Annotated in this window: 24 protein-coding genes; 6 read left to right on the top strand and 18 right to left on the bottom strand. The window is 35.4% G+C overall.

The features are described 5' to 3' along the window. Positions 1-21: 21 nt before the first annotated feature. Together ACSVH9_RS05760 and ACSVH9_RS05755 are read left to right on the top strand one after the other, a co-directional pair. Positions 22-804 carry a DUF3050 domain-containing protein gene (locus ACSVH9_RS05760; protein ID WP_438062873.1) on the top strand — a complete coding sequence of 261 codons (783 nt, stop codon included), beginning with the start codon at positions 22-24 and terminating at the stop codon, positions 802-804. Positions 805-812: 8 nt separating this feature from the next. Next, the gene (locus tag ACSVH9_RS05755; RefSeq protein WP_438062872.1) at positions 813-1,580 is read left to right on the top strand and encodes an SGNH/GDSL hydrolase family protein; all 768 of its coding nucleotides are present in this window, start codon (positions 813-815) and stop codon (positions 1,578-1,580) included. A gap of 30 nt (positions 1,581-1,610) precedes the next feature. On the opposite strand, the gene ACSVH9_RS05750 is transcribed toward ACSVH9_RS05755, so the two are convergent. The 8 genes from ACSVH9_RS05750 to ACSVH9_RS05715 form a co-directional block, all read right to left on the bottom strand. After that, entirely contained in the window at positions 1,611-1,928 is a 318-nt protein-coding gene (locus ACSVH9_RS05750; protein WP_035717200.1) for a 2Fe-2S iron-sulfur cluster-binding protein, read from the bottom strand. A gap of 21 nt (positions 1,929-1,949) precedes the next feature. Next, complete coding sequence (locus ACSVH9_RS05745) at positions 1,950-2,420, bottom strand: hypothetical protein (RefSeq protein ID WP_438062871.1); 471 nt, start codon at positions 2,418-2,420, stop codon at positions 1,950-1,952. Between the two features lie 227 nt (positions 2,421-2,647). Then, entirely contained in the window at positions 2,648-2,887 is a 240-nt protein-coding gene (locus tag ACSVH9_RS05740) for a NifU family protein (protein ID WP_159688117.1), read from the bottom strand. A gap of 59 nt (positions 2,888-2,946) precedes the next feature. Continuing rightward, positions 2,947-4,074, bottom strand: coding sequence for a P-loop NTPase (locus ACSVH9_RS05735; RefSeq protein ID WP_438063036.1), 1,128 nt, complete (start codon positions 4,072-4,074; stop codon positions 2,947-2,949). A 158-nt stretch (positions 4,075-4,232) separates the two neighbouring features. Next, complete coding sequence (locus tag ACSVH9_RS05730) at positions 4,233-4,559, bottom strand: MGMT family protein (RefSeq protein ID WP_438062870.1); 327 nt, start codon at positions 4,557-4,559, stop codon at positions 4,233-4,235. A gap of 7 nt (positions 4,560-4,566) precedes the next feature. Beyond that, the gene (locus tag ACSVH9_RS05725) at positions 4,567-5,211 is read right to left on the bottom strand and encodes a LysE family translocator (RefSeq protein WP_438062869.1); all 645 of its coding nucleotides are present in this window, start codon (positions 5,209-5,211) and stop codon (positions 4,567-4,569) included. A 38-nt stretch (positions 5,212-5,249) separates the two neighbouring features. Further along, positions 5,250-5,927: a tRNA (guanosine(46)-N7)-methyltransferase TrmB gene (gene trmB, locus ACSVH9_RS05720; RefSeq protein WP_159691049.1), complete on the bottom strand. Its 678-nt coding sequence runs from the start codon at positions 5,925-5,927 to the stop codon at positions 5,250-5,252. 287 nt (positions 5,928-6,214) lie between these two features. Then, positions 6,215-6,724 carry a nuclear transport factor 2 family protein gene (locus ACSVH9_RS05715; RefSeq protein ID WP_438062868.1) on the bottom strand — a complete coding sequence of 170 codons (510 nt, stop codon included), beginning with the start codon at positions 6,722-6,724 and terminating at the stop codon, positions 6,215-6,217. Between the two features lie 155 nt (positions 6,725-6,879). Here ACSVH9_RS05715 and ACSVH9_RS05710 point away from each other — a divergent pair, with 155 nt between their 5' ends. After that, positions 6,880-7,419: a porin family protein gene (locus tag ACSVH9_RS05710; protein ID WP_438062867.1), complete on the top strand. Its 540-nt coding sequence runs from the start codon at positions 6,880-6,882 to the stop codon at positions 7,417-7,419. Positions 7,420-7,503: 84 nt separating this feature from the next. Here ACSVH9_RS05710 and ACSVH9_RS05705 read toward each other — a convergent pair whose 3' ends face one another. The 7 genes from ACSVH9_RS05705 to ACSVH9_RS05675 form a co-directional block, all read right to left on the bottom strand. Beyond that, positions 7,504-7,818 (bottom strand): HPF/RaiA family ribosome-associated protein, encoded by a 315-nt coding sequence (locus ACSVH9_RS05705; protein ID WP_438062866.1) that lies wholly within the window; start codon positions 7,816-7,818, stop codon positions 7,504-7,506. Positions 7,819-7,936: 118 nt separating this feature from the next. Then, positions 7,937-8,422, bottom strand: coding sequence for a threonine/serine exporter family protein (locus ACSVH9_RS05700; RefSeq protein ID WP_438062865.1), 486 nt, complete (start codon positions 8,420-8,422; stop codon positions 7,937-7,939). Positions 8,423-8,425: 3 nt separating this feature from the next. Further along, positions 8,426-9,196 (bottom strand): threonine/serine ThrE exporter family protein, encoded by a 771-nt coding sequence (locus ACSVH9_RS05695; RefSeq protein WP_438062864.1) that lies wholly within the window; start codon positions 9,194-9,196, stop codon positions 8,426-8,428. A 189-nt stretch (positions 9,197-9,385) separates the two neighbouring features. Then, on the bottom strand, positions 9,386-9,946 hold the full coding sequence (locus ACSVH9_RS05690) for a type 1 periplasmic binding fold superfamily protein (protein ID WP_438062863.1): 561 nt from the start codon (positions 9,944-9,946) through the stop codon (positions 9,386-9,388). A gap of 21 nt (positions 9,947-9,967) precedes the next feature. Next, entirely contained in the window at positions 9,968-12,352 is a 2,385-nt protein-coding gene (locus tag ACSVH9_RS05685) for a TonB-dependent receptor domain-containing protein (protein WP_438062862.1), read from the bottom strand. A 157-nt stretch (positions 12,353-12,509) separates the two neighbouring features. After that, complete coding sequence (locus ACSVH9_RS05680; RefSeq protein ID WP_438062861.1) at positions 12,510-12,854, bottom strand: hypothetical protein; 345 nt, start codon at positions 12,852-12,854, stop codon at positions 12,510-12,512. A 249-nt stretch (positions 12,855-13,103) separates the two neighbouring features. Further along, positions 13,104-14,267 carry a lycopene cyclase family protein gene (locus ACSVH9_RS05675; protein ID WP_438062860.1) on the bottom strand — a complete coding sequence of 388 codons (1,164 nt, stop codon included), beginning with the start codon at positions 14,265-14,267 and terminating at the stop codon, positions 13,104-13,106. A 75-nt stretch (positions 14,268-14,342) separates the two neighbouring features. Here ACSVH9_RS05675 and ACSVH9_RS05670 point away from each other — a divergent pair, with 75 nt between their 5' ends. From ACSVH9_RS05670 to ACSVH9_RS05660, 3 genes are all read left to right on the top strand, one after another. Then, positions 14,343-14,621, top strand: a complete 279-nt coding sequence (locus ACSVH9_RS05670; protein WP_438062859.1) for a hypothetical protein — start codon at positions 14,343-14,345, stop codon at positions 14,619-14,621. A gap of 190 nt (positions 14,622-14,811) precedes the next feature. Further along, entirely contained in the window at positions 14,812-15,399 is a 588-nt protein-coding gene (locus ACSVH9_RS05665) for a hypothetical protein (protein WP_438062858.1), read from the top strand. Between the two features lie 8 nt (positions 15,400-15,407). Further along, positions 15,408-15,662, top strand: coding sequence for a hypothetical protein (locus tag ACSVH9_RS05660; RefSeq protein ID WP_438062857.1), 255 nt, complete (start codon positions 15,408-15,410; stop codon positions 15,660-15,662). Positions 15,663-15,864: 202 nt separating this feature from the next. On the opposite strand, the gene ACSVH9_RS05655 is transcribed toward ACSVH9_RS05660, so the two are convergent. The 3 genes from ACSVH9_RS05655 to ACSVH9_RS05645 form a co-directional block, all read right to left on the bottom strand. Then, positions 15,865-16,563: a DUF4304 domain-containing protein gene (locus ACSVH9_RS05655; protein WP_438062856.1), complete on the bottom strand. Its 699-nt coding sequence runs from the start codon at positions 16,561-16,563 to the stop codon at positions 15,865-15,867. A gap of 143 nt (positions 16,564-16,706) precedes the next feature. Continuing rightward, positions 16,707-17,567 carry a carboxypeptidase-like regulatory domain-containing protein gene (locus ACSVH9_RS05650; RefSeq protein WP_438062855.1) on the bottom strand — a complete coding sequence of 287 codons (861 nt, stop codon included), beginning with the start codon at positions 17,565-17,567 and terminating at the stop codon, positions 16,707-16,709. 138 nt (positions 17,568-17,705) lie between these two features. Beyond that, positions 17,706-18,260: a hypothetical protein gene (locus tag ACSVH9_RS05645; RefSeq protein ID WP_438062854.1), complete on the bottom strand. Its 555-nt coding sequence runs from the start codon at positions 18,258-18,260 to the stop codon at positions 17,706-17,708. Positions 18,261-18,281 lie beyond the last annotated feature (21 nt).

Genomic DNA, 18,281 nt, shown 5'->3' with positions numbered 1-18,281 from the left:
TAATTTTACAAAAAAATCCCAATGAACATTACCTACATCAATTCAAAGATAGCTTCTCAAAAAGAACAACTTTTAAATCATAGTCTATATCAGAAAGTACAAAATCTAGAAGATCTACATAGTTTTCTAGAAACGCATGTGTATGCCGTATGGGACTTTATGTCACTTCTGAAAGCCTTACAATCCAAATTAACGTGTACAACAACGCCATGGTTTACAACCCCTAATCCAGAAACTCGCTATTTAATCAACCAAATTGTTTTAGCTGAAGAAACCGACCTTAGTATGGACGGAAGACACTTAAGCCACTTCGAAATGTACCTAGAAGCTATGGAAGCTTGCGGTGCAGACACATCAGGAATTACTAATTTCCTTGACGAAGTACAATCCATTCAGAATATTTTTGTGGCTATTAAAAAAAGCCAATTACACCCGAATATTAAATCATTTTTGGACTTCACTTTTCAAGTGATTGAACATGGAAAAGCGCATGAAATAGCCGCTGCGTTCACCTTCGGAAGAGAAGATTTGATTCCAAGTATGTTCACAGAAATCCTGCAAAACTTCCAAAAAAACTTCCCTGAAACGGATTTAAAACAATTGATTTACTATTTCGAAAGACATATCGAATTGGATGCTGACGAACACGGACCAATGGCCATGCAAATGATAACCGAACTTTGCGGAAATGACGCTAAAAAATGGGAAGAGGTAGAAAATATTTCCATTTTAGCCTTAGAAAAAAGAATAGGCCTTTGGAATGCGATTGAAGAACAACTGAGTTTAACAATGGAACCTGCTTAAAAACAGAAATGGAACACTTTTCAAAACATATAAAAACAGCATTACGACTTTTCATTTTGATAGTTGTAGTGCTTTTTTTAAACCAATGTTCTAGCGAAAATACAACTCTTGTTCCCCAACCCGAAAGCAGCCCAGCACCTCAACCTCAGCCACAACCTGTTAACAAAAAAGTATCTTATATCGCACTAGGGGACAGTTATACTATTGGTCAAAGCGTTTGTCTCACTTGTCGTTTTCCAGAACAACTAAAGAAAAAGCTTGAAACCACTATTCCTGGTTTAACGGTAGACTTAAAAATCATTGCACAAACAGGTTGGACGACTTCTAATTTAATCAATGCGATTAAAGAACAGCAACCAACTAAGGATTTTAACTTAGTAACCCTACTTATTGGAGTAAACAATCAATACCAAAGTAGGGAATTTAGCCTTTATGAAAGAGAGTTTCCACAATTAACACAAACAGCCATCGCTTTAGCCAAAGGGAATAAAGACAATGTTATCGTGGTTTCGATTCCTGATTATGCTTACACTCCATTTGGTCAACAATTTGGAACACCTACCAAAATCTCAACAGAAATCGATAGGTATAATGCATTCGCTAAAAGTTACTGCGATACGAATGGCATTACTTTTATCAATATCACCGACATCACAAGACAAGGACTAAAAGAGACTTATTTAGTAGCTACAGATGGGCTTCATCCCTCAGAAAAAGCGTATTCGTTATTTGTTGACAGAATAGCTCCAAAGGCGAGTGTAATAGTTCAAAAATAAAAGCCCTATCTTATCGACAGGGCTTAACTTTTAATTTTCTGGAGCCAATTCTAACTCAAGGCCTTCAAGGCTTTCCGTTATTGGAATTTGACAACCTAAACGGCTATTGGATTTTACATAAAAAGCTTCAGATAGCATGGCTTCTTCATCATCACCCATAGGTGGTAATTCAACATCATTGAGCACATAACACTGGCAAGAAGCACACATGGCCATACCACCACAAGTTCCTTCAACTGGTAACTCATAGGCTTTGCACAATTCCATAATGTTCATTGCCATATCTGTTGGCGCTTGTAATTCGTGAACAACCCCTTCTCTATCTTTAATCTTTATTAAAACATCCATTATTTAAAATTCCTTAATTATTTATTTGATCTCGAGATCTAAAATATATTCTTTACTATTTTTATTATTACTTATTTTCAAACGAAGTATGTCGGCTTGATTTATAGTATATACTACAGAAACGTCTGGTGTGTAGACTCCATCAATAGTTTTATAAACTAATTTTCCTTTATAGGTATTACTTACCAAACCATTTTTCTCATTTTTGATGCTTACTAACGCTTGAGAAGTTAATTCAGCCGAATTGTAGGCGGTATTTTCTTCTAACTTTGCTCTATCTCCACTGAGTTTGGTCAAAAATTCAGCTCCTGTGATTTTCAAATAACCTTGCCTGTTAGAAAACACATTAACTGGAGTCTCGAACGAGGTGTCTTGCCATTCTCCATCACTACCAACGTAAGCTCTTTTTACATAAGCTTCCTGAATTAGTTCTTGACCGTAGCTTTTACAAATTGACAATAACAAGAATAAAATTAGGTACTGTTTTTTCATAATTGATTAGTTTTTAGGTTAGTACTTTCAAATTTAATTTTTTCTTTAAATAAAGAAAGAAAATAAAATTGAATTATTATCACTTTTTTTTATAAAAAAATAAAAATATCAGTGTAAAAACCAAAAATCAATAACAATACAACACTACATCGTTATCTTGTATACTACTAAAATTTCACGTACTTCAATAAAATCAATACAAAAAAGAACAAAATAAAAGCAGCTAACTACATTACATTGACAACCGTTTCTATTTGTGGTGCAAATTTTTTGATTGTAGTTTCCACCCCAGCTCGCAAAGTCATCTGATTGACACTGCAACTGGTACAAGCACCTTCTAGTCTTACTTTGACGTGTTTTTCATCCTCAATAGAAATTAAGGTAATATCGCCTCCATCTGATTTTAGAAAAGGTCTAATCTCATCTAAGGCTTTCATAACATTTTCTGTTAATTCTTCTGTTGTCATAGTGTAGTATTTAATCATTCAACCTTCAAAGTAAACCCTGAAGGTTGAATTTTTAATTATTATTTTTTAACTGCTGAACAACCCGCCATTGTCGTAATCTTTATGGCTTCTGTAGCAGGCAAACTCTCATTTCTATTTACTGTTTCTTGCACCACATTACGTGTAATATTTTCGAAAACAGTTCCAATAATTGAATCTGTTTGTAAAGCAGCAGGACGACCGTAATCTCCAGCTTCGCGGATAGATTGAACGATTGGCACTTCTCCTAAGAAAGGCACATTTAAATCTGTAGCTAAGTTACGAGCCCCTTCTTTACCAAAGATATAGTATTTATTCTCAGGAAGCTCTTCAGGTGTAAAATAAGCCATGTTTTCTATAATCCCCAAAACTGGAACATTGATTGCGTCAGATAAGAACATCGCTACTCCTTTTCTTGCATCAGCCAAAGCAACCGCTTGTGGAGTACTCACTACAACAGCACCAGTTACTGGCAAAGACTGCATAATAGACAAATGAATATCTCCTGTTCCTGGAGGCAAATCAATCAACATAAAATCCAATTCTCCCCAGTTCGCATCAAAAATCATTTGGTTCAAGGCTTTAGATGCCATCGGACCTCTCCAGATTACTGCTTGACTTGGAGAAGTAAAAAATCCTATCGAAAGCATTTTTACCTCATAACTTTCAATCGGTTTCATTTTTGATTTTCCGTCAACTTCAATAGAAATTGGTTTTTCGTTTTCTACATCAAACATAATTGGCATAGAAGGACCGTAGATATCGGCGTCTAACACCCCAACACTAAATCCCATTTTAGCTAGAGAAACAGCTAAATTAGCAGTTACAGTAGATTTTCCTACTCCACCTTTACCAGAGGCAACAGCAATAATATTTTTGATTCCTGGTATCGCCTTTCCTTTAACTTCTGGCTTGTCCGGAACCTCAACTTTACTATTAATTTTGATTTTAGCTTCGGCAGAAACTTTTTCCAGAATCGTTTTTTTAATATCGTCTTCTGCACGTTTTTTAATATGCATTGCAGGAGTATGCAATACTAAATCTACCACTACTTCGTCACCAAAAGTAACAACGTTTGCAATAGCTCCGCTTTCCACCATATTTTTCCCTTCTCCAGCAATAGTAATCGTTTCTAATGCTTTTAGTATTTCTTTTCTATCTAGTTTCATCATTAAATTATTTATTCAATCGCTAATCTTTTAATAAGACTGATTTTGGATTGCAAAGATAATAGGAAAATTATGGAATCAATTAGGATTGAATTGAAAATATTGATAGAAAAATAGGCAAATGCAGTAATTCAAAAAAGGCATAGAAGCTATGAAAATCAGCAATTAATCTCAGGCTCCCAAAAATGAGCTTCAAAGTCTACAATTTGATTGTTTTTTACAACAATTCCCTCACTTTCTAACAACTGTTGCATTACATTCGTTCCATCAAAATGAAATTTACCCGTAAGTAGTCCTTTACGGTTCACGACTCTATGTGCAGGAACATCTTCTAGATGGTGTGAGGCATTCATAGCCCAACCCACCATTCTGGCAGAACGCGCAGTCCCAAGAGCTTTGGCAATGGCGCCATAAGAAGTGACTTTGCCATAAGGAATTTGCCTTACCACAGCATAAACACGCTCAAAAAAATTGGTTTCTTCCATTTTTTATTCAAAGAGATAACAAACCATAATGCTTCAAGATATTCAAAAAGGTAACAACAGCTATTAACCCAGTAATTGTACCAATAATTTTATTCATATTTTGAATAAAAAAATCGGCTTTAGATTCAATTTTAGTAAAGAAAACAACATAACCATAAAAAACAACAAAAGCCCCTGATACTACACCTAAAACAAAAATTAAAATCGATAAAAAGTCAAAGGTAAATAACTGATAAGAGGCGAATGTAATTCCTAAAAAAACATAATAGGGAATCGGAAAGAAATTCAATGCTGAAAGTAACATTCCAAGAAAAAAACGGGAACTATTACTGTACTTTTTGATATTACCACCTTTAAGTTTTGGCTTTTTGGCAACAAAAAGAAAATAAACCGTAAGCAGGGCAAAAATTACACAGCCAATTTCCCTTAGTAATAGAATAAGTGAAGGACTTTTGTCAATGACTCTTGCAAATAAAAGCGCTAAGAATGTTTGAAAAAATATGATAATTACGGCACCAAAAACAAACCATAAAGCGGTGCGCTTTCCTTCCTTAAGATTCACTTTTACTGCAGTCATATTAATCAGTCCTGGTGGTGAAATACCAACAAAAGCGCTAATAAAACCGAGAAAAAAGAGACCTAGTACCTGCATATCAAGAAGAGAAAACTAGATTTAATTAAAAATCTAGTTTATGATTTTATTTTAAAACGAATAAAAGTAATCGCTTTATTAATGGCTAAATATTGTTTTTCATAAAATGTTTGAAAGGCCGTAACCTCCTCAGGACTTCCTTCGTTTTTATACACGTTATGATTCGCATACAACACTTCATGTCCTTCGCCATGCAAAAGTCCTAAAGTATAACCATGCATGAATTCTGAATCGGTTTTTAGATTAACGATACCTTCTTTTTTCAGGATTTTTTTATACAATTGTAAGAACTCTGAGTTCGTCATACGATGTTTCGTTCTCTTGTATTTGATTTGTGGGTCAGGAAAAGTAATCCAAATTTCGTCTACTTCATTTTCGGCAAAAATATGATTGATTAATTCAATTTGCGTTCTTACGAAAGCCACATTGTGTAAACCTGTTTCTACAGCCGTTTTGGCGCCTCTCCAAAATCGAGCCCCTTTAATATCGATACCAATAAAATTCTTATTGGGATAGCGCTCAGCCAAGCCAACAGAATATTCTCCTTTTCCGCAACCTAATTCTAGTACTAATGGATTGTCATTTTTGAAAAATTCTGTATTCCATTTTCCTTTCAGAGGAAACAACTCACCTACTACTTCTTCTCTTGTTGGTTGAAACACATTATCGAATGTTTCGTTTTCTTTGAACCTTTTTAATTTATTTTTACTTCCCACGGTATTTTTGCTATTTCGGGCAAAAATAAGCAATTAAATTCGAAGGCTCGCTTTGCTTAACAAAAAACAAGGACATTCGCTTATAAAATTTCCGCCACGAATTCACTATAAATCAAGAATTACAATGTGTTTAAATGATACGAATTATTATAGTTGATGGTATTCGTGTCATTCAATATCAATTTCGATGGCAATTAGTGACAAATTGTGCTATTGCTTCGCCTATTCGCTATCGCTCGGGTAGTGGCTAACTTTTTTTTAAATACTAATGCGCTGACAAAAACGTTTTATTCTTTGGTCGTCAATTTTTTCATAACTCCATCTTCTATAGGCGTTTTGATTTTTACCACTTCATCTACGTTTTCGTTTGGAATCGTCATAGAAAGCACATAATGTTTGATTTTCCACTCCTTTCCTACTTTCACCAACACACCCGAACCTCTACAGATTTTCATTTGCGTGCTCAATAACTCGTCAAACCAAGCTAATTTACCCGTGGTATCCAAAAAAATATGGCGCTCAATAGCTGTAAAATTCCAGGCTTTTCCTTTATCGAAATAAGGTTTTGCAAAAGCTTGAAAAGCGGTTTTGTTCCAATTCTCCTTGGCATCAGTGCCAATAAAAATGGCATCATTGGTCATTAATCCAAAATAAGTATCAAATTTAGCTTGTGCTGCTGCTTTGTGCCAAGCATCGAGTGTCAGGGCGATTTTTTGATTTTCAGCGTTCTGAGATTGAGCCATAGTTGAAAAGAGTCCCAATACCAAAAAAAGTCCAATAGTAAGTGTGGTTTTCATAAATCGTGTTTGGTTAAATGAATAACAAAAATAGCTACTTTCTCTGAGCTTTGTTTACTTCGCTACTTTGAATGCCAAAAAACAAGACGAATTGACGCTTGGTCGGCTTTTTTGATTTATTTTTGAAATGTAAAACAATCAAAATCAATCTAATTATGAAAACAATCCCAACTCTTTTACTTGCTTTTCTATTCTTTTCCTTGTCACAAAGTTCATTTGCGCAAGGTTTTGGTGTTCGAGCAGGAGCTAATTTCTCTACAGCAAGCGACGGAAATTTTGGCAAAATAAAAAGCAACAATGGCTATTATCTTGGCGTTTACAAAGAAATGACAGTTGTTCCCAAATTGCTTTTTATACAACCCGAAGTTCAATTCTCTAAACAAGGTTTTAACACAAATACTACTGATTTTGACTTGAACTACATACAAGTGCCTATTTTGGCTAAATTGTATTTATTAAAAGTTGTTAGCTTTGAAACAGGTCCTCAATTTGGATTCAAAGTAAGTGACAAAATTGACGGTCCTCAAAATCCAGATTTCAAAACTTTTGATAGTGCTTGGGCGTTTGGAATGTCGTTCAATTTACCATTTGGACTCGCTATTAACGGAAGATATATTGGTAGTTTCAAAGAAGTCATCAAAGACAGCGATGCTAAAAACCAAGTCTTTCAATTGGGCGCTTCACTTACCTTCTAAAAAACGTATTTTTTTCAAATAAAAAAGGGCAATGTTTTTCGACATTGCCCTTTTATTTAGAACTAGCGCTACGCTAAAGATTTATTAATACGCTTTTTGCTTTTCAAAAGTAGAAGTCAAGGTGCGTTTGATTTTATCTAATGCCCCATGAAATGCTTTTTCGATACTGCCTGCATGTTCTGTAACTGCTATAGGCTGGCTATTGGCTGCACGCACTTCTATCAAGCAACGTTTATCATCTACCCCCGATTTGTTACTATTTTCATCACCAAAATGCACTTCGATTCGGGTAATTTTTTCTTCGAAACGAGCCAATGATTTTTCTAATTCACCAGAAAAATAAGCTTCTAATCTCTCGTGTCCTTCGATGTTTTTGTCGGTGTTGATTTGTACTTTCATCGTTACAATATTTTTTAGTTATGTAGTAAATTTAAGCAATTCAGTAGAAAAAAGCTACTGTTTTAGCAAAAGTTTAGTAACTCCACCGTCCTTTTTATTACCAAAAAACACTTCCCAATTACTCTTCGGTTTGAATTCTTTTTACAGTATTTTTTCTTGTAATCAATAACGGAATCGCTACACCTGTCGCTAATACCACCAATACAAAAAAGGTCGTCAACCCATTGTTAACCGATTCAAAGAAAATTTTTGAATACGCTACTGGGTCTTTCTCCGAGGTTAATTCTATAATCCCAATCATCGCTTTATAGGCAAACAGTCCTGGTATCATAGGAATTACAGCGGGTATGGCAAAAGTAATGGGAGGACAATTTCGTCTGTGTGCCGCAAATACGCTCAAAAAACCAATTAAAGAAGCGCCACAAAGCACCGCCAGAACAATTCCAATTTTATATTCTAACATCAAAAATTTAGTCAAGCCACCAAGCGCTCCAATAATAAATATTGAAAGCAACGCCCGTCTAGGCACGTTGAACAAAATAGCAAATCCTATGGCTGCAATTCCCAACCAAACTCCTTTTTCTAAAAATAATACAACATCCATGATTTAGAAATTATAAATTAACAATCCCATTAAAAGCCCAAGTGCGATAGCAAATGCAATGATTAAAACATTCACACCGCGAGTAATTCCGTTTAGGATGTTACCATCTATCAAGTCTGAAAAAGAATTCATCATTGGTACACCAGGAATTAAAAACAAGACCGAGGTAGAAAAAGCGTGAATGTAAGTAAGTGTAGGATTAAAGAAAAAATAAAATCCCGAAACTAAAGCCGCTGTAGCCGATGCAAAAAAGACACACAAATAAAAATTAAATTTTAATTTCATAGCTTCTTGTCTCACAAAAAGACCAGCGAACGAAGCTACAAAACAAGCTAACATTTCTACAAAATCGCCACCCAATAGTCTACAAAATGAAGCTCCTGCAAGGGCTACCATTGTAAGTACTAAAATCCTTGGATACAAAGGCTTTCTGTTTAAAACTGCTAACTCTTGATTGATGCGTTCTACACTCCATTGCTCTAAAACGATTCTCCAGCTCATAATACTGATTTCAGAAATCAAATTAAAATTCAAGTGCATGTTGGGCACCCATTTGACGCTGGTAAAGGTTTTATTTTTGTTTTGATACACCAAAGTAATCATCAAGGCGTGATTGGTAATCATTAATTGTGAATCACAACCAAACGCCCCAGCTATTCTATCGATAGTTACTTTGATTCTTTCTGTATTGGCTCCAGAAACCATCAGTATCGAACCGATTTCTAGGAGCATTTCGCCCAATTCATATTTATTGGGCTTATTTATAACTTCCATAACAAATATATTTTTTCATAGTCCCCCAAATTTACGGCTTTTTCAAACTCAAAAACCGCTGAAAACACAGTAATTACGGAAACTTACTAACGCAAACGATGGATTTTGAATCACTTCCCTTTTGTATACACTACAAAAAAAAAGCGCTGCAAGAAGCAGCGCTTTAAAATAATATAAAGGAACAGAAATCTAGTTCACTACCTTAACTGGAAAAGTAACTGAAGCATCTGTAGCGCCACCAGCATTAGTGATGTCTCCTGCAGCCACACCTGTTGCACTCTTAGCTGGTAGGTGTCTTAAAACTACGGTAATATTTCCCGTTGTAGCTGTTGCTCCAGTTTTCAAAGTAAAAGTCAAACCAATTGGTTTTCCGTTTTTATCGGTATCTCCGTAGGTGAACGTTCCAACAGCTGCTGGTGCTTGATAAAACAATTGGTGGTCTTCACCTTCTTCTTTTACTTCAGCCGTAATATCGTCAGCAGGCTTAACAGTTTCGTTCAAGAAAGTGGTCGCCCCGTTATAGGTTGTATTGATTTTTAAATCTCCTGAAGCGGTCACTACTGGTGCATTTGGGCCATCGCCATCTAAATCTCTTGAGGTTAAAGTAATCACAGAGTTTCCTGCAGTAAGTGTTGTGGTAACCGTAGTGATTACTTCTTCTTCATTTACTGCTTCTGGGTCATCGTTGTTACAAGAAGAGAAAGTAAATACGGTAAGTAAGGCTAAAGCTAAAATCTTTGAATTTTTCATTGGGTTTAAATTAAGTTGTAATTAGTAATTAAATTTTATTTGTATTTGAAAATTACGCCCTACTTCATCTGCGAAGAAGCGTTGGCGGTTGAGATAATCCCTATAATTTGTATTGAATATATTTTGAACAGCAAACCCAAGTGTAGTCGTGGTTTTGTAAAACGTATTGAATTTCATTTCACTATAAAAATGAAGCAAATGATATCCCGCTGGCGGCGTGCTAATGTCCAACTCTCGAGGCACTAAATTCCCATTTTCAATAATGGTGATTTCAAAATTATTATTAGGGTAGGATTGTTGCTGAGTCACAACCTCGCTCTTTAACTCCAACAATAACTCGTGCCATTCTTTTTTCTTGAACTCAATTGCATTAGTAAAATGAAAAGGAGGCATATCTATCAACGCTTCATCATTGTCTAAATCATTTCCTTTGATGTAAGCCATAGCAAAACGATGCTGCCATTGCGAATTGATTGTCCAATTCGTTTGCACATCAACTCCACCCAAAAGCGCTTTAGTTTGTTGGTACTCCCAAACTAAGAATGTACCACGATTTGTTACTTCAGGGCGAATTGGACGTAGAAACATAAAGTTTTGTACTGCATTGATGTACGGATTTATCTCTAGTGAAAAATTATTCCAAGTTTTCTGTACAGTCGAAGATAATTTTATGGATTGCTCTTTTTTTAACGCCAAATCTCCCAATTCAATCATACCAGTAGAATGATGCAATCCATCACTGAAAAATTCCGATGGATTGGGATTTCGGGTCGCCAAACTAATATTGGTATACCAATCCCATTGCTTGTCAAACGTTTTTCTAAAACCAAGACTGGCTGAAAGATTATGGAAGGTAAAATTAGGGTGTGCCAAAATTTGGTCTCCCACCTCTCTTACTTCAAATTGTGGAAAAAGAACATCATAACCTCTTTCGGTCCATCTGCTTTTAAAATAAAACTTTTTGGCATCTACTTTTGAAAAATCATATCGCAAACCACCATCTAGAACCAAACCGTCAGACAAGGAAACACTAGCAATTCCATAAATTCCAGCGTCTAGCTTTTCGTAATTGGGAATCAACGGACGAATACCTGTGGCTGGACTGGCGAAATTATTTTGGAAACCTGCATTTATTCCTGATTTCAAATGCCAATCGTGGTAGGTTTTCTTGAAATCTACATTCAAATTATGCGTAGACAATTCTAAATCCAAAGCCGCTTTGTTATTGAAAACACCTCTTCTTATATCAAATTCCAATCGTTTATTGAATTGAAAAGAATATTGCGAAGAAAGAGAAGCCGTTTCATCAAAATAGTACTGATAATTCAACTTCGCCAAATGGTGTTGTACCTCTTGTTTTGGATTGTCGATAGTATAGGTGAAATCCTTAATCACTGAAGGACGTTTATTCTTTATCGCATAATACAAGTCATTAGTACTCCCAACGTGTGCTGCACTCAAAATTCCAATAGTCGCGTTGTAGTAACTATAAAATCCTGACAGGAAATAATGTTTTCCAGTATACTTTATATCGCCCGTAAAATTCGATTCACGGTTACCCGTATTCGACAAAACATAATCAGGTGCTTCTCTATCACCCATATATTTAAAGGTACCGAGTGCGTTCCAGCTCCAACCTAGGTCATTGCCTTTGTGTACACTTGTAGTGACCGACCCGCCTCTCCCGTTGGAGGCCAAATTGAACATCGTTCTTCCAAACAAAGTGTCTTTTCGGACTTGAATCGGTTCTAAAATTACCAAACCTCCCACAGCGTCGCCACCGTATTGCAATCCTGAAGCGCCTTTAATCACCGTTATTTTTCCCGCTGCATTGATGTCAAAATTGGGAGCGTGCTCTGTTCCCCATTCTTGGTCTTGCATTCGGACATTGTTATTAATAATTGGCACTCGGCTTCCGAACATACCATTTACAATAGGTTTCACCACGGTGCTTCCTGTCTTTAAACCAGAAACTCCAGCTACTTCTTGCAAAACATCGCCCAAGGACTGATTACTAAACTTCTCAATCGTGGTTGCTTTTACTTTTTGTTCCAGCACTGACTGATTGGGTGTCGTGTTTTTTTGCTTCACCAAAACTTCATACAAAGCCTCTGTATTTTGCTTCATAACAAAATTCAATACAGTATCAGATGTCAATGTAATAACAGTGTCAATAGTTTGATAACCCACATAGGACAACGAAACCTTCAACGTACCAGAAGGCAAGTCTTTGATTTCGTAAAACCCATTTTTGTTGGTGTTTACCGTTTTATTTCCAATGTGTACGTGACACCCTTCAAGGTTCTTTTTCGTTTCAGTAGTAATGGTACCGCTTAGTTTGTTTTGTGAAAAAACCAAAGCCGTAAACCAAAAGAACACGAAAACACTATAGCTTTTTGCTCGCATTTTGATATTCAAAAAAAATTAAAATAGGATTATTGCCATCTCCGAGAACCGAAAATGACGTATTAAAGTGAAAAAACACTTTTAAATTGACTACAAAATGTGCTTTAATCACAAATTATAGATTATCAAAAAGTTACCTTCACTTCCTTAAAAAAAGCTAAGCAATAGGTGGTGCGCGTAAGGCAAATAAACTTCCTGAGTAGCAAGTAAAAGTTGAAGATAGATAAAACTTAGTCGTTTTACTATAAGTTACAGTCTCGCTGTTTTCCCAAAAAAATGAAGAAGGCGGCAAGAAACTGTTAACAGAATAAGCACAAACCGAACAAGGTTGCGCATAATGGTGCGCGTGTGTGATTTGTTTTTTTGAAGTCGTGTTTTCGTGATGACAAATCGGGGCTTCTAGCTGCTCTATCAAATGAGCATAACTGTGCTTGGTTTGAAAAACCATAGTCGCCAACAAAATCAGCAAAAAGATTCTCGATATGAAAGCTTTGTTTGTCATCTGTTGCAAATGTAAAGAAAGAAACACAAATTTCAAGAATTGACACAAATTAAAATAAAATTAAAACTTTTGCGACCTTGAGAGAAAAAACACGAATTTCACGAATGGTCACGAATTAAATCTTTGCGTCCCTTACGGTAAAAAGACACAGATTAAAACCTTGCGTCTTTGCGCCTTCGCGGTAAAATGACACAGATTACAACTTTGCGTTCCTTGCGTAAACCCTTGCGCCCTTTGCGGTTAAAAAAACTATTTCAATCGAAACACCACCCTCACCAACGCCTTAATAAAAGGCATTTTTGGGCATTTCCAAATTACTTGTAAGTCTTCGAGAAAAGAAGTGTCTTCATCCAAAAATTTAAAAATCAAATCGGGTTTTCCTTTTTGGAATAACTTTGAAAAAATGACACTTCCCAATTCGTTGGTGCGGTCCAGAATATCCAACAACAACAAATCGTACCACCAAAATTTAGTTCTTTTTCCCCAAGCGGTAAAAGGCAAATCGCGTTGCAAAAAGTGCACTAGTTCATCCGATTTTTTATCCGAATTCCTAAAGGTATAGCCCGTACTCGCTTTCGTCCAACCTCCAGCGGTGCCGATGTTGAGGACATTTTTGGTATTCGCTTTCCAAAACGGATAACAGGTCATCGGGATGCTCCCCTGCTCTTTTTCTTGAATGGTATAACTCGTCACTCCGAGTTGCTGTAAGTAATCTTTAATCGCGGTTTCGTATTCGGCTTTAGACAAGAGGTTGTCCGAAAAAAGCGTGTATTCAACCAAAGCCTCGGTAGCCGAAGTCGGCAACACATACATAAAACGCGTGTTCCCCTTTTGCGCCACTGAGAAATCCATAAACGTAGGTTTTTCAGCCGTAAAAACGGGCTCATTCGTTTGCACAAACCACCCTACAAAATGCTGTTGCAGCACAGGATATTCGTTTTGATGCGCCACCAAAGTAGGATTGTAAATACTGTTCAAAACGCGCTTTCCGAAATAGACCGCTTGCGAGGTTTTTACAAAAATTTGCTGTTCGGTTTCTTCTATATCGGTTACTTTTTCCTGCACAAAAGTCACCCTCGGATGTTGCTTCAACAAAGCCAACACTTGCCGGTAAAAATCAATCCCGCGAATCATTTGATAGCGATACAGCTGCAAAGGCAAATCTCGACTGTACGCTTCTGAAGCAAACCAAGCCACGTCCCAATGTTTGGAAACCGCAGCATCCCAAATACTCGGAGCAGTACTCCAAAAACACCACGTTCTATCATTCGTTTTTTTGGCATCTTCGTCGAGCAACAAAAGGGTTTTGTCTTCAAAAGCAGGGGACGACACCATTTTGTAGGCCGTCATCAAAGCCGCCAAGCCTGCCCCAGTAAAAATATAATCGTATTGCACCGTACTCTCTGCTGTCATGCACCAAAAATAAGGAAAATAACCGCAATTCACAGCAAGCACCCAAAGGCTATTTTATCGACCTAACAAACTCTAATGATTGTATCGATTTTTAGGAGCAACCACACCGACTTCACCCACACGAGTCGTCCCGCTGTACGCTATATCTTGCTTGCCGAACCCCGGCAAGCAAGGATGCCGCTCCCATCGGGGCTAGGCGAGAACGATTGGTTTTCAGAACACGAAAAAAAGAAAAAATACCCCTCTAAAATACCGATTCCCTTTTCAAATTCAGGCAGTCAAAAGCGACAAAATCAAATGATTGCCTTAAGGTCCAAAAATGAAGAAGCGCTTTTTTATACCTCTCTTTTATAAGCCTTTGGAAAAAGGACTATTATCCACTTCATAGATAAACATACAACTTTTCTTTCTTACGTTTTACAATTTTGATTATTTTTGAAACAAAACAAACCCAATTATAACAAATCTATGGCAACTTTATTTAGAGCATAGTTTAGTAATAACTAAAAAAATCACAAATAAGAAAAGAAACAAAGTACAATTTATGAAGACATTAGAGGAACTACAAAAAATTATTTCATTCGGTTATCTGTACTTAATACTAATGGGTTTACTTCAAGAAAGTATATTTTTTAACCAAATCGGAATAAACATTTTAAATTATTCATCCATTGCAGATATCCTTATTAGTCCAATAGCTATTTTAACGTCACATCCTATTTTGCTACTCGCATTAGTTGTTATTTCAGCCATTTTGTTTACTATCCGTTCCTACTTATCCAAAAGAAGCCATAAAAATTGGATTCAAAAAAAAATTTTAAAACACAAACCAGATTTAAACGAAATTGAAAAGAGAACTTTTTTTTCGAGTTTGCTTACGGTCCTTTTTTTAGCAGCTTTACTGTGCTTTTTCCTTGGAATTGGAATGGGAATGGGAGAAAAAGTAGCAAAAAAAATAGCAAACAACAAACTCGAATACACTACCAAAATGACTTTCAGCGATGGTGGTTCAGAAAATGTTTATTTAATTGAAACAAACAGTATGTACTATTTTTACCTTACGAAAGGAAGTCAAAATGTAAAAATTGCCCCCATTGGTAACATAAAAAATCTTGAACTAACTAAAAACTAAATAGCAAAATGAAAAGTAAAAATCTAAGTGAATTAAGTGTTGAAGAACTAATCAAACAGCAAAAAACTATTAAAACGGTAACAAGTGTACTTGCTGGAATGTTATTCGTTCTTTTACTTTTGGGTATATGGCTTACCTTTCAAAAACCAAGTTTTCTTGTATTTATAGTAATTCCTTTTACACTTATGCCTTTGCTAATTTTCAATCTAACCACATTGAAGAAAGTTAAAGCAGAGCTTAGCTTACGTGAAAACAAAAACTAAATAGTTGTATTTCCTTAAGCAGCTCACTGCCCTCATACCTCACTTGGTCTCTTAAATAAAAGAGACCAAGCAAGGCTAAGCGAGAACGATTGGTTTTCAGAACATAAAAAACTCGACTTATAATTTGTCAATTCGCGGTTTAGAGAATTATTCTAGTTGCTAATTAAAGTAAGTAAGGTTTGTGAATCTGAGTTATCGGATTTTACCAAAGTTGCAATTGCAAATTGTCTTTGCTTTTACCAATTGTCTTGTTTAAATACTCGTCTATATTATTTTTATCAGAATGAATAATGTCTATTATTTTGAGACATTCTTTTGCCACATTGCTACACACTTCATTCTTATCATCTTTGAAGTAGTTGTAACATTTCTCAAATTGTTGGATAGCTTTTTTATGGTTATTACTTTTTAGATAAATATGTCCAAAATCAAAATTTTCCCAACCTGCAGTTCCCCAAGCTATCTTGTTTCCAAATTTATTTCTTCCGAAAATATTTTTCTCATAAGCTTTTACTATTGCATCACTAGATTTTGTAGCATCAAAAAAGGGCAAAGCATGTTCTGATAGCAACTGGTATAGCTGTCTAAAACTTTCCTGCCCAGTAGCTAAAGTAGAATAGTTCCACCAGTCATTTTTGTAAGCTGCAACAGCCGATAATCTATTCCCTGGAAGTAGGGTTAAATACTCGTTGTTCGGACAAAAAAGTGGTCTTATCCCAATGTTAACAGTGAATTCTTCTCCTCCATAAGCTGATTTTTGGAAGTCGATAAATTGGAATACGTTATCAGTCGTTAATCGAGCTACAAAAGCACTTTTGTATTTTTTAAAACCGAGTTCTTTGAGAGGCGTTTCAATAAATTCTTTTCTAGCTTGCAGAAAGTATTTTTTGGAATCAAACATTTTTAATTCATTTTTTCAGAGTTTCACTTAAGATAACGACTCGCTTTTAGTATGCAATAATAAAGAATCAATTGTATGAATGCAATTCCAACGCTCTAGCCAACCAATTGTCTTCATCTATTTTAGTTGATAAAAGTTCATTTTTACCTACACATTGTATTGAGGTAAAAACTCATACTTTGTCCACTTCTAATCCAACTATCCATTGCTTTTTCTCTGTAAAAACTGGTTTCAGTTATTGACTTTGCTGTTGAAATGCCAAAATATTTACTTTTTGAATTTGCCTTTTTACTTTCCACCCATTGAATGGTTACTGCTACATCCTCTGTTTCTTTATCCAAATATATTTCATACGGTTTCAAGTCTACCTTAAACCAACCTTTAAACTCATCTTTGATTTCAAAAACGATATCTTTTTCTACAATACGATTTGATGGCAATCCATTTTCAATTTTATAAAAATGCAACCTAAATTTTAGGGAACTAAATTCATTTGAAGTGATGTTAAAATTCAAATCATTTATTTTGCAATCTTTCTTTAGTGTAAACTTCATTCCAACTTCTTTACTCAATCGGTCGTCAACCTCTTTTTCGTAATAGGTATAAAAATTAGTATGCATTAGTCCAAGACCTTTCGAGTTTCTTCCCAATACTTTAGGCTTTGGTTTTACAAATTTGACCACCACTTCATCTAATTGATTCTTCAAAGGCGTTAATTCAATAATGTTATTCGGAAGAGTAAGTTGTGATACTGCTACTGTTTTTGATTGATAACCAACATAAGAAAAAGTGACTACATCATTTTCATTGACACTTTCATCCATTTTTAAAGAAAATTTCCCCTCAGAATTTGATACCGTTCCCGTTTTTTTATTGGCAATTCCAATATTCGCGTAGTGTAAGGCAGCTTTATTTTCTATATCCTTTATTTCACCGTTAATCACTTTTACTTGAGCGAAAGAATGTAAAGTAATAGCTAAAAAAAGATAAAAAGGCACTTTCATATTTTGTTTGTTTTCTGTTTTGTTTAAATGATGTAATCGTAGTAATGTCTCAAAAGGTTTTTAACTAAAGTACTCTTTTTTCAAATTCACTCAAAGTTATGGCAAACAAACGAAGCTAAAACGCAACAATCTGCTTTCTTATTTTTCCCCAAATAACTTAATGGCTCTTTCAATAGTTCTTTCGGTTTGAAGGATATCCAACAAAATCATTTTTAAGGTCTGTTTTGTGTTTTTATCCGTTGCATTCATATTCGAATATAAATAACTCATTAAAAATTGCGTTTTGTTGTTCAGCGTTGTTTTTAATTCCTCGATATTCGATAGCGTGGTTACTTTCTCGTATTGAATCAAATCAATTTTAGAACTGGAAACCGATTTCCAAGCATTGATTCTAATATTGGGAACATAGATTCCTTTAGATTTCATCACAATATCTACAATAGCCACCTTTTGATTCGTTGAATAAAATTCCAAAGAGTCAATCAAAGATTTTTGTAGCGGAATGTTGGAGGAAATAGCCTCATTCGTTTCTTTTAACTCACTATGTATAGTTGAAAATACTTGTTCAATGTAGGCTTTGTCTTTTCGTTCTGCATTCCAATTGTCTATAAAAAGGGCAATTAAAATTCCCGCAACGACTGGGATTATTTCCTTGAAAAATTGAATACCGTAGTTTTTGATGGCTTTCTTCATTATGGATTGTGGGTTATAATT

Source organism: Flavobacterium sp. RSSB_23 (assembly GCF_051547145.1).
In the GTDB taxonomy this organism is placed as follows: Bacteria; Bacteroidota; Bacteroidia; order Flavobacteriales; family Flavobacteriaceae; genus Flavobacterium.
Note: the sequence above shows the minus strand (reverse complement) of the source record. Positions and strands in the feature narration are given on the sequence as shown.

Coding starts and splice junctions, on each gene's coding strand:
- ACSVH9_RS05685 (WP_438062862.1), bottom strand. CDS start 12,352: ATGCGAGCAAAAAGCTATAGTGTTTTCGTGTTCTTTTGGTTTACGGCT.
- ACSVH9_RS05650 (WP_438062855.1), bottom strand. CDS start 17,567: ATGAAAGTGCCTTTTTATCTTTTTTTAGCTATTACTTTACATTCTTTC.
- ACSVH9_RS05670 (WP_438062859.1), top strand. CDS start 14,343: ATGATTGTATCGATTTTTAGGAGCAACCACACCGACTTCACCCACACG.
- ACSVH9_RS05665 (WP_438062858.1), top strand. CDS start 14,812: ATGAAGACATTAGAGGAACTACAAAAAATTATTTCATTCGGTTATCTG.
- ACSVH9_RS05710 (WP_438062867.1), top strand. CDS start 6,880: ATGAAAACAATCCCAACTCTTTTACTTGCTTTTCTATTCTTTTCCTTG.
- ACSVH9_RS05680 (WP_438062861.1), bottom strand. CDS start 12,854: ATGACAAACAAAGCTTTCATATCGAGAATCTTTTTGCTGATTTTGTTG.
- ACSVH9_RS05660 (WP_438062857.1), top strand. CDS start 15,408: ATGAAAAGTAAAAATCTAAGTGAATTAAGTGTTGAAGAACTAATCAAA.
- ACSVH9_RS05715 (WP_438062868.1), bottom strand. CDS start 6,724: ATGAAAACCACACTTACTATTGGACTTTTTTTGGTATTGGGACTCTTT.
- ACSVH9_RS05695 (WP_438062864.1), bottom strand. CDS start 9,196: ATGGAAGTTATAAATAAGCCCAATAAATATGAATTGGGCGAAATGCTC.
- ACSVH9_RS05655 (WP_438062856.1), bottom strand. CDS start 16,563: ATGTTTGATTCCAAAAAATACTTTCTGCAAGCTAGAAAAGAATTTATT.
- ACSVH9_RS05700 (WP_438062865.1), bottom strand. CDS start 8,422: ATGGATGTTGTATTATTTTTAGAAAAAGGAGTTTGGTTGGGAATTGCA.
- ACSVH9_RS05725 (WP_438062869.1), bottom strand. CDS start 5,211: ATGCAGGTACTAGGTCTCTTTTTTCTCGGTTTTATTAGCGCTTTTGTT.
- ACSVH9_RS05690 (WP_438062863.1), bottom strand. CDS start 9,946: ATGAAAAATTCAAAGATTTTAGCTTTAGCCTTACTTACCGTATTTACT.
- ACSVH9_RS05755 (WP_438062872.1), top strand. CDS start 813: ATGGAACACTTTTCAAAACATATAAAAACAGCATTACGACTTTTCATT.
- ACSVH9_RS05645 (WP_438062854.1), bottom strand. CDS start 18,260: ATGAAGAAAGCCATCAAAAACTACGGTATTCAATTTTTCAAGGAAATA.
- ACSVH9_RS05735 (WP_438063036.1), bottom strand. CDS start 4,074: ATGAAACTAGATAGAAAAGAAATACTAAAAGCATTAGAAACGATTACT.
- ACSVH9_RS05675 (WP_438062860.1), bottom strand. CDS start 14,267: ATGACAGCAGAGAGTACGGTGCAATACGATTATATTTTTACTGGGGCA.
- ACSVH9_RS05760 (WP_438062873.1), top strand. CDS start 22: ATGAACATTACCTACATCAATTCAAAGATAGCTTCTCAAAAAGAACAA.
- ACSVH9_RS05740 (WP_159688117.1), bottom strand. CDS start 2,887: ATGACAACAGAAGAATTAACAGAAAATGTTATGAAAGCCTTAGATGAG.
- ACSVH9_RS05730 (WP_438062870.1), bottom strand. CDS start 4,559: ATGGAAGAAACCAATTTTTTTGAGCGTGTTTATGCTGTGGTAAGGCAA.
- ACSVH9_RS05745 (WP_438062871.1), bottom strand. CDS start 2,420: ATGAAAAAACAGTACCTAATTTTATTCTTGTTATTGTCAATTTGTAAA.
- ACSVH9_RS05705 (WP_438062866.1), bottom strand. CDS start 7,818: ATGAAAGTACAAATCAACACCGACAAAAACATCGAAGGACACGAGAGA.
- ACSVH9_RS05750 (WP_035717200.1), bottom strand. CDS start 1,928: ATGGATGTTTTAATAAAGATTAAAGATAGAGAAGGGGTTGTTCACGAA.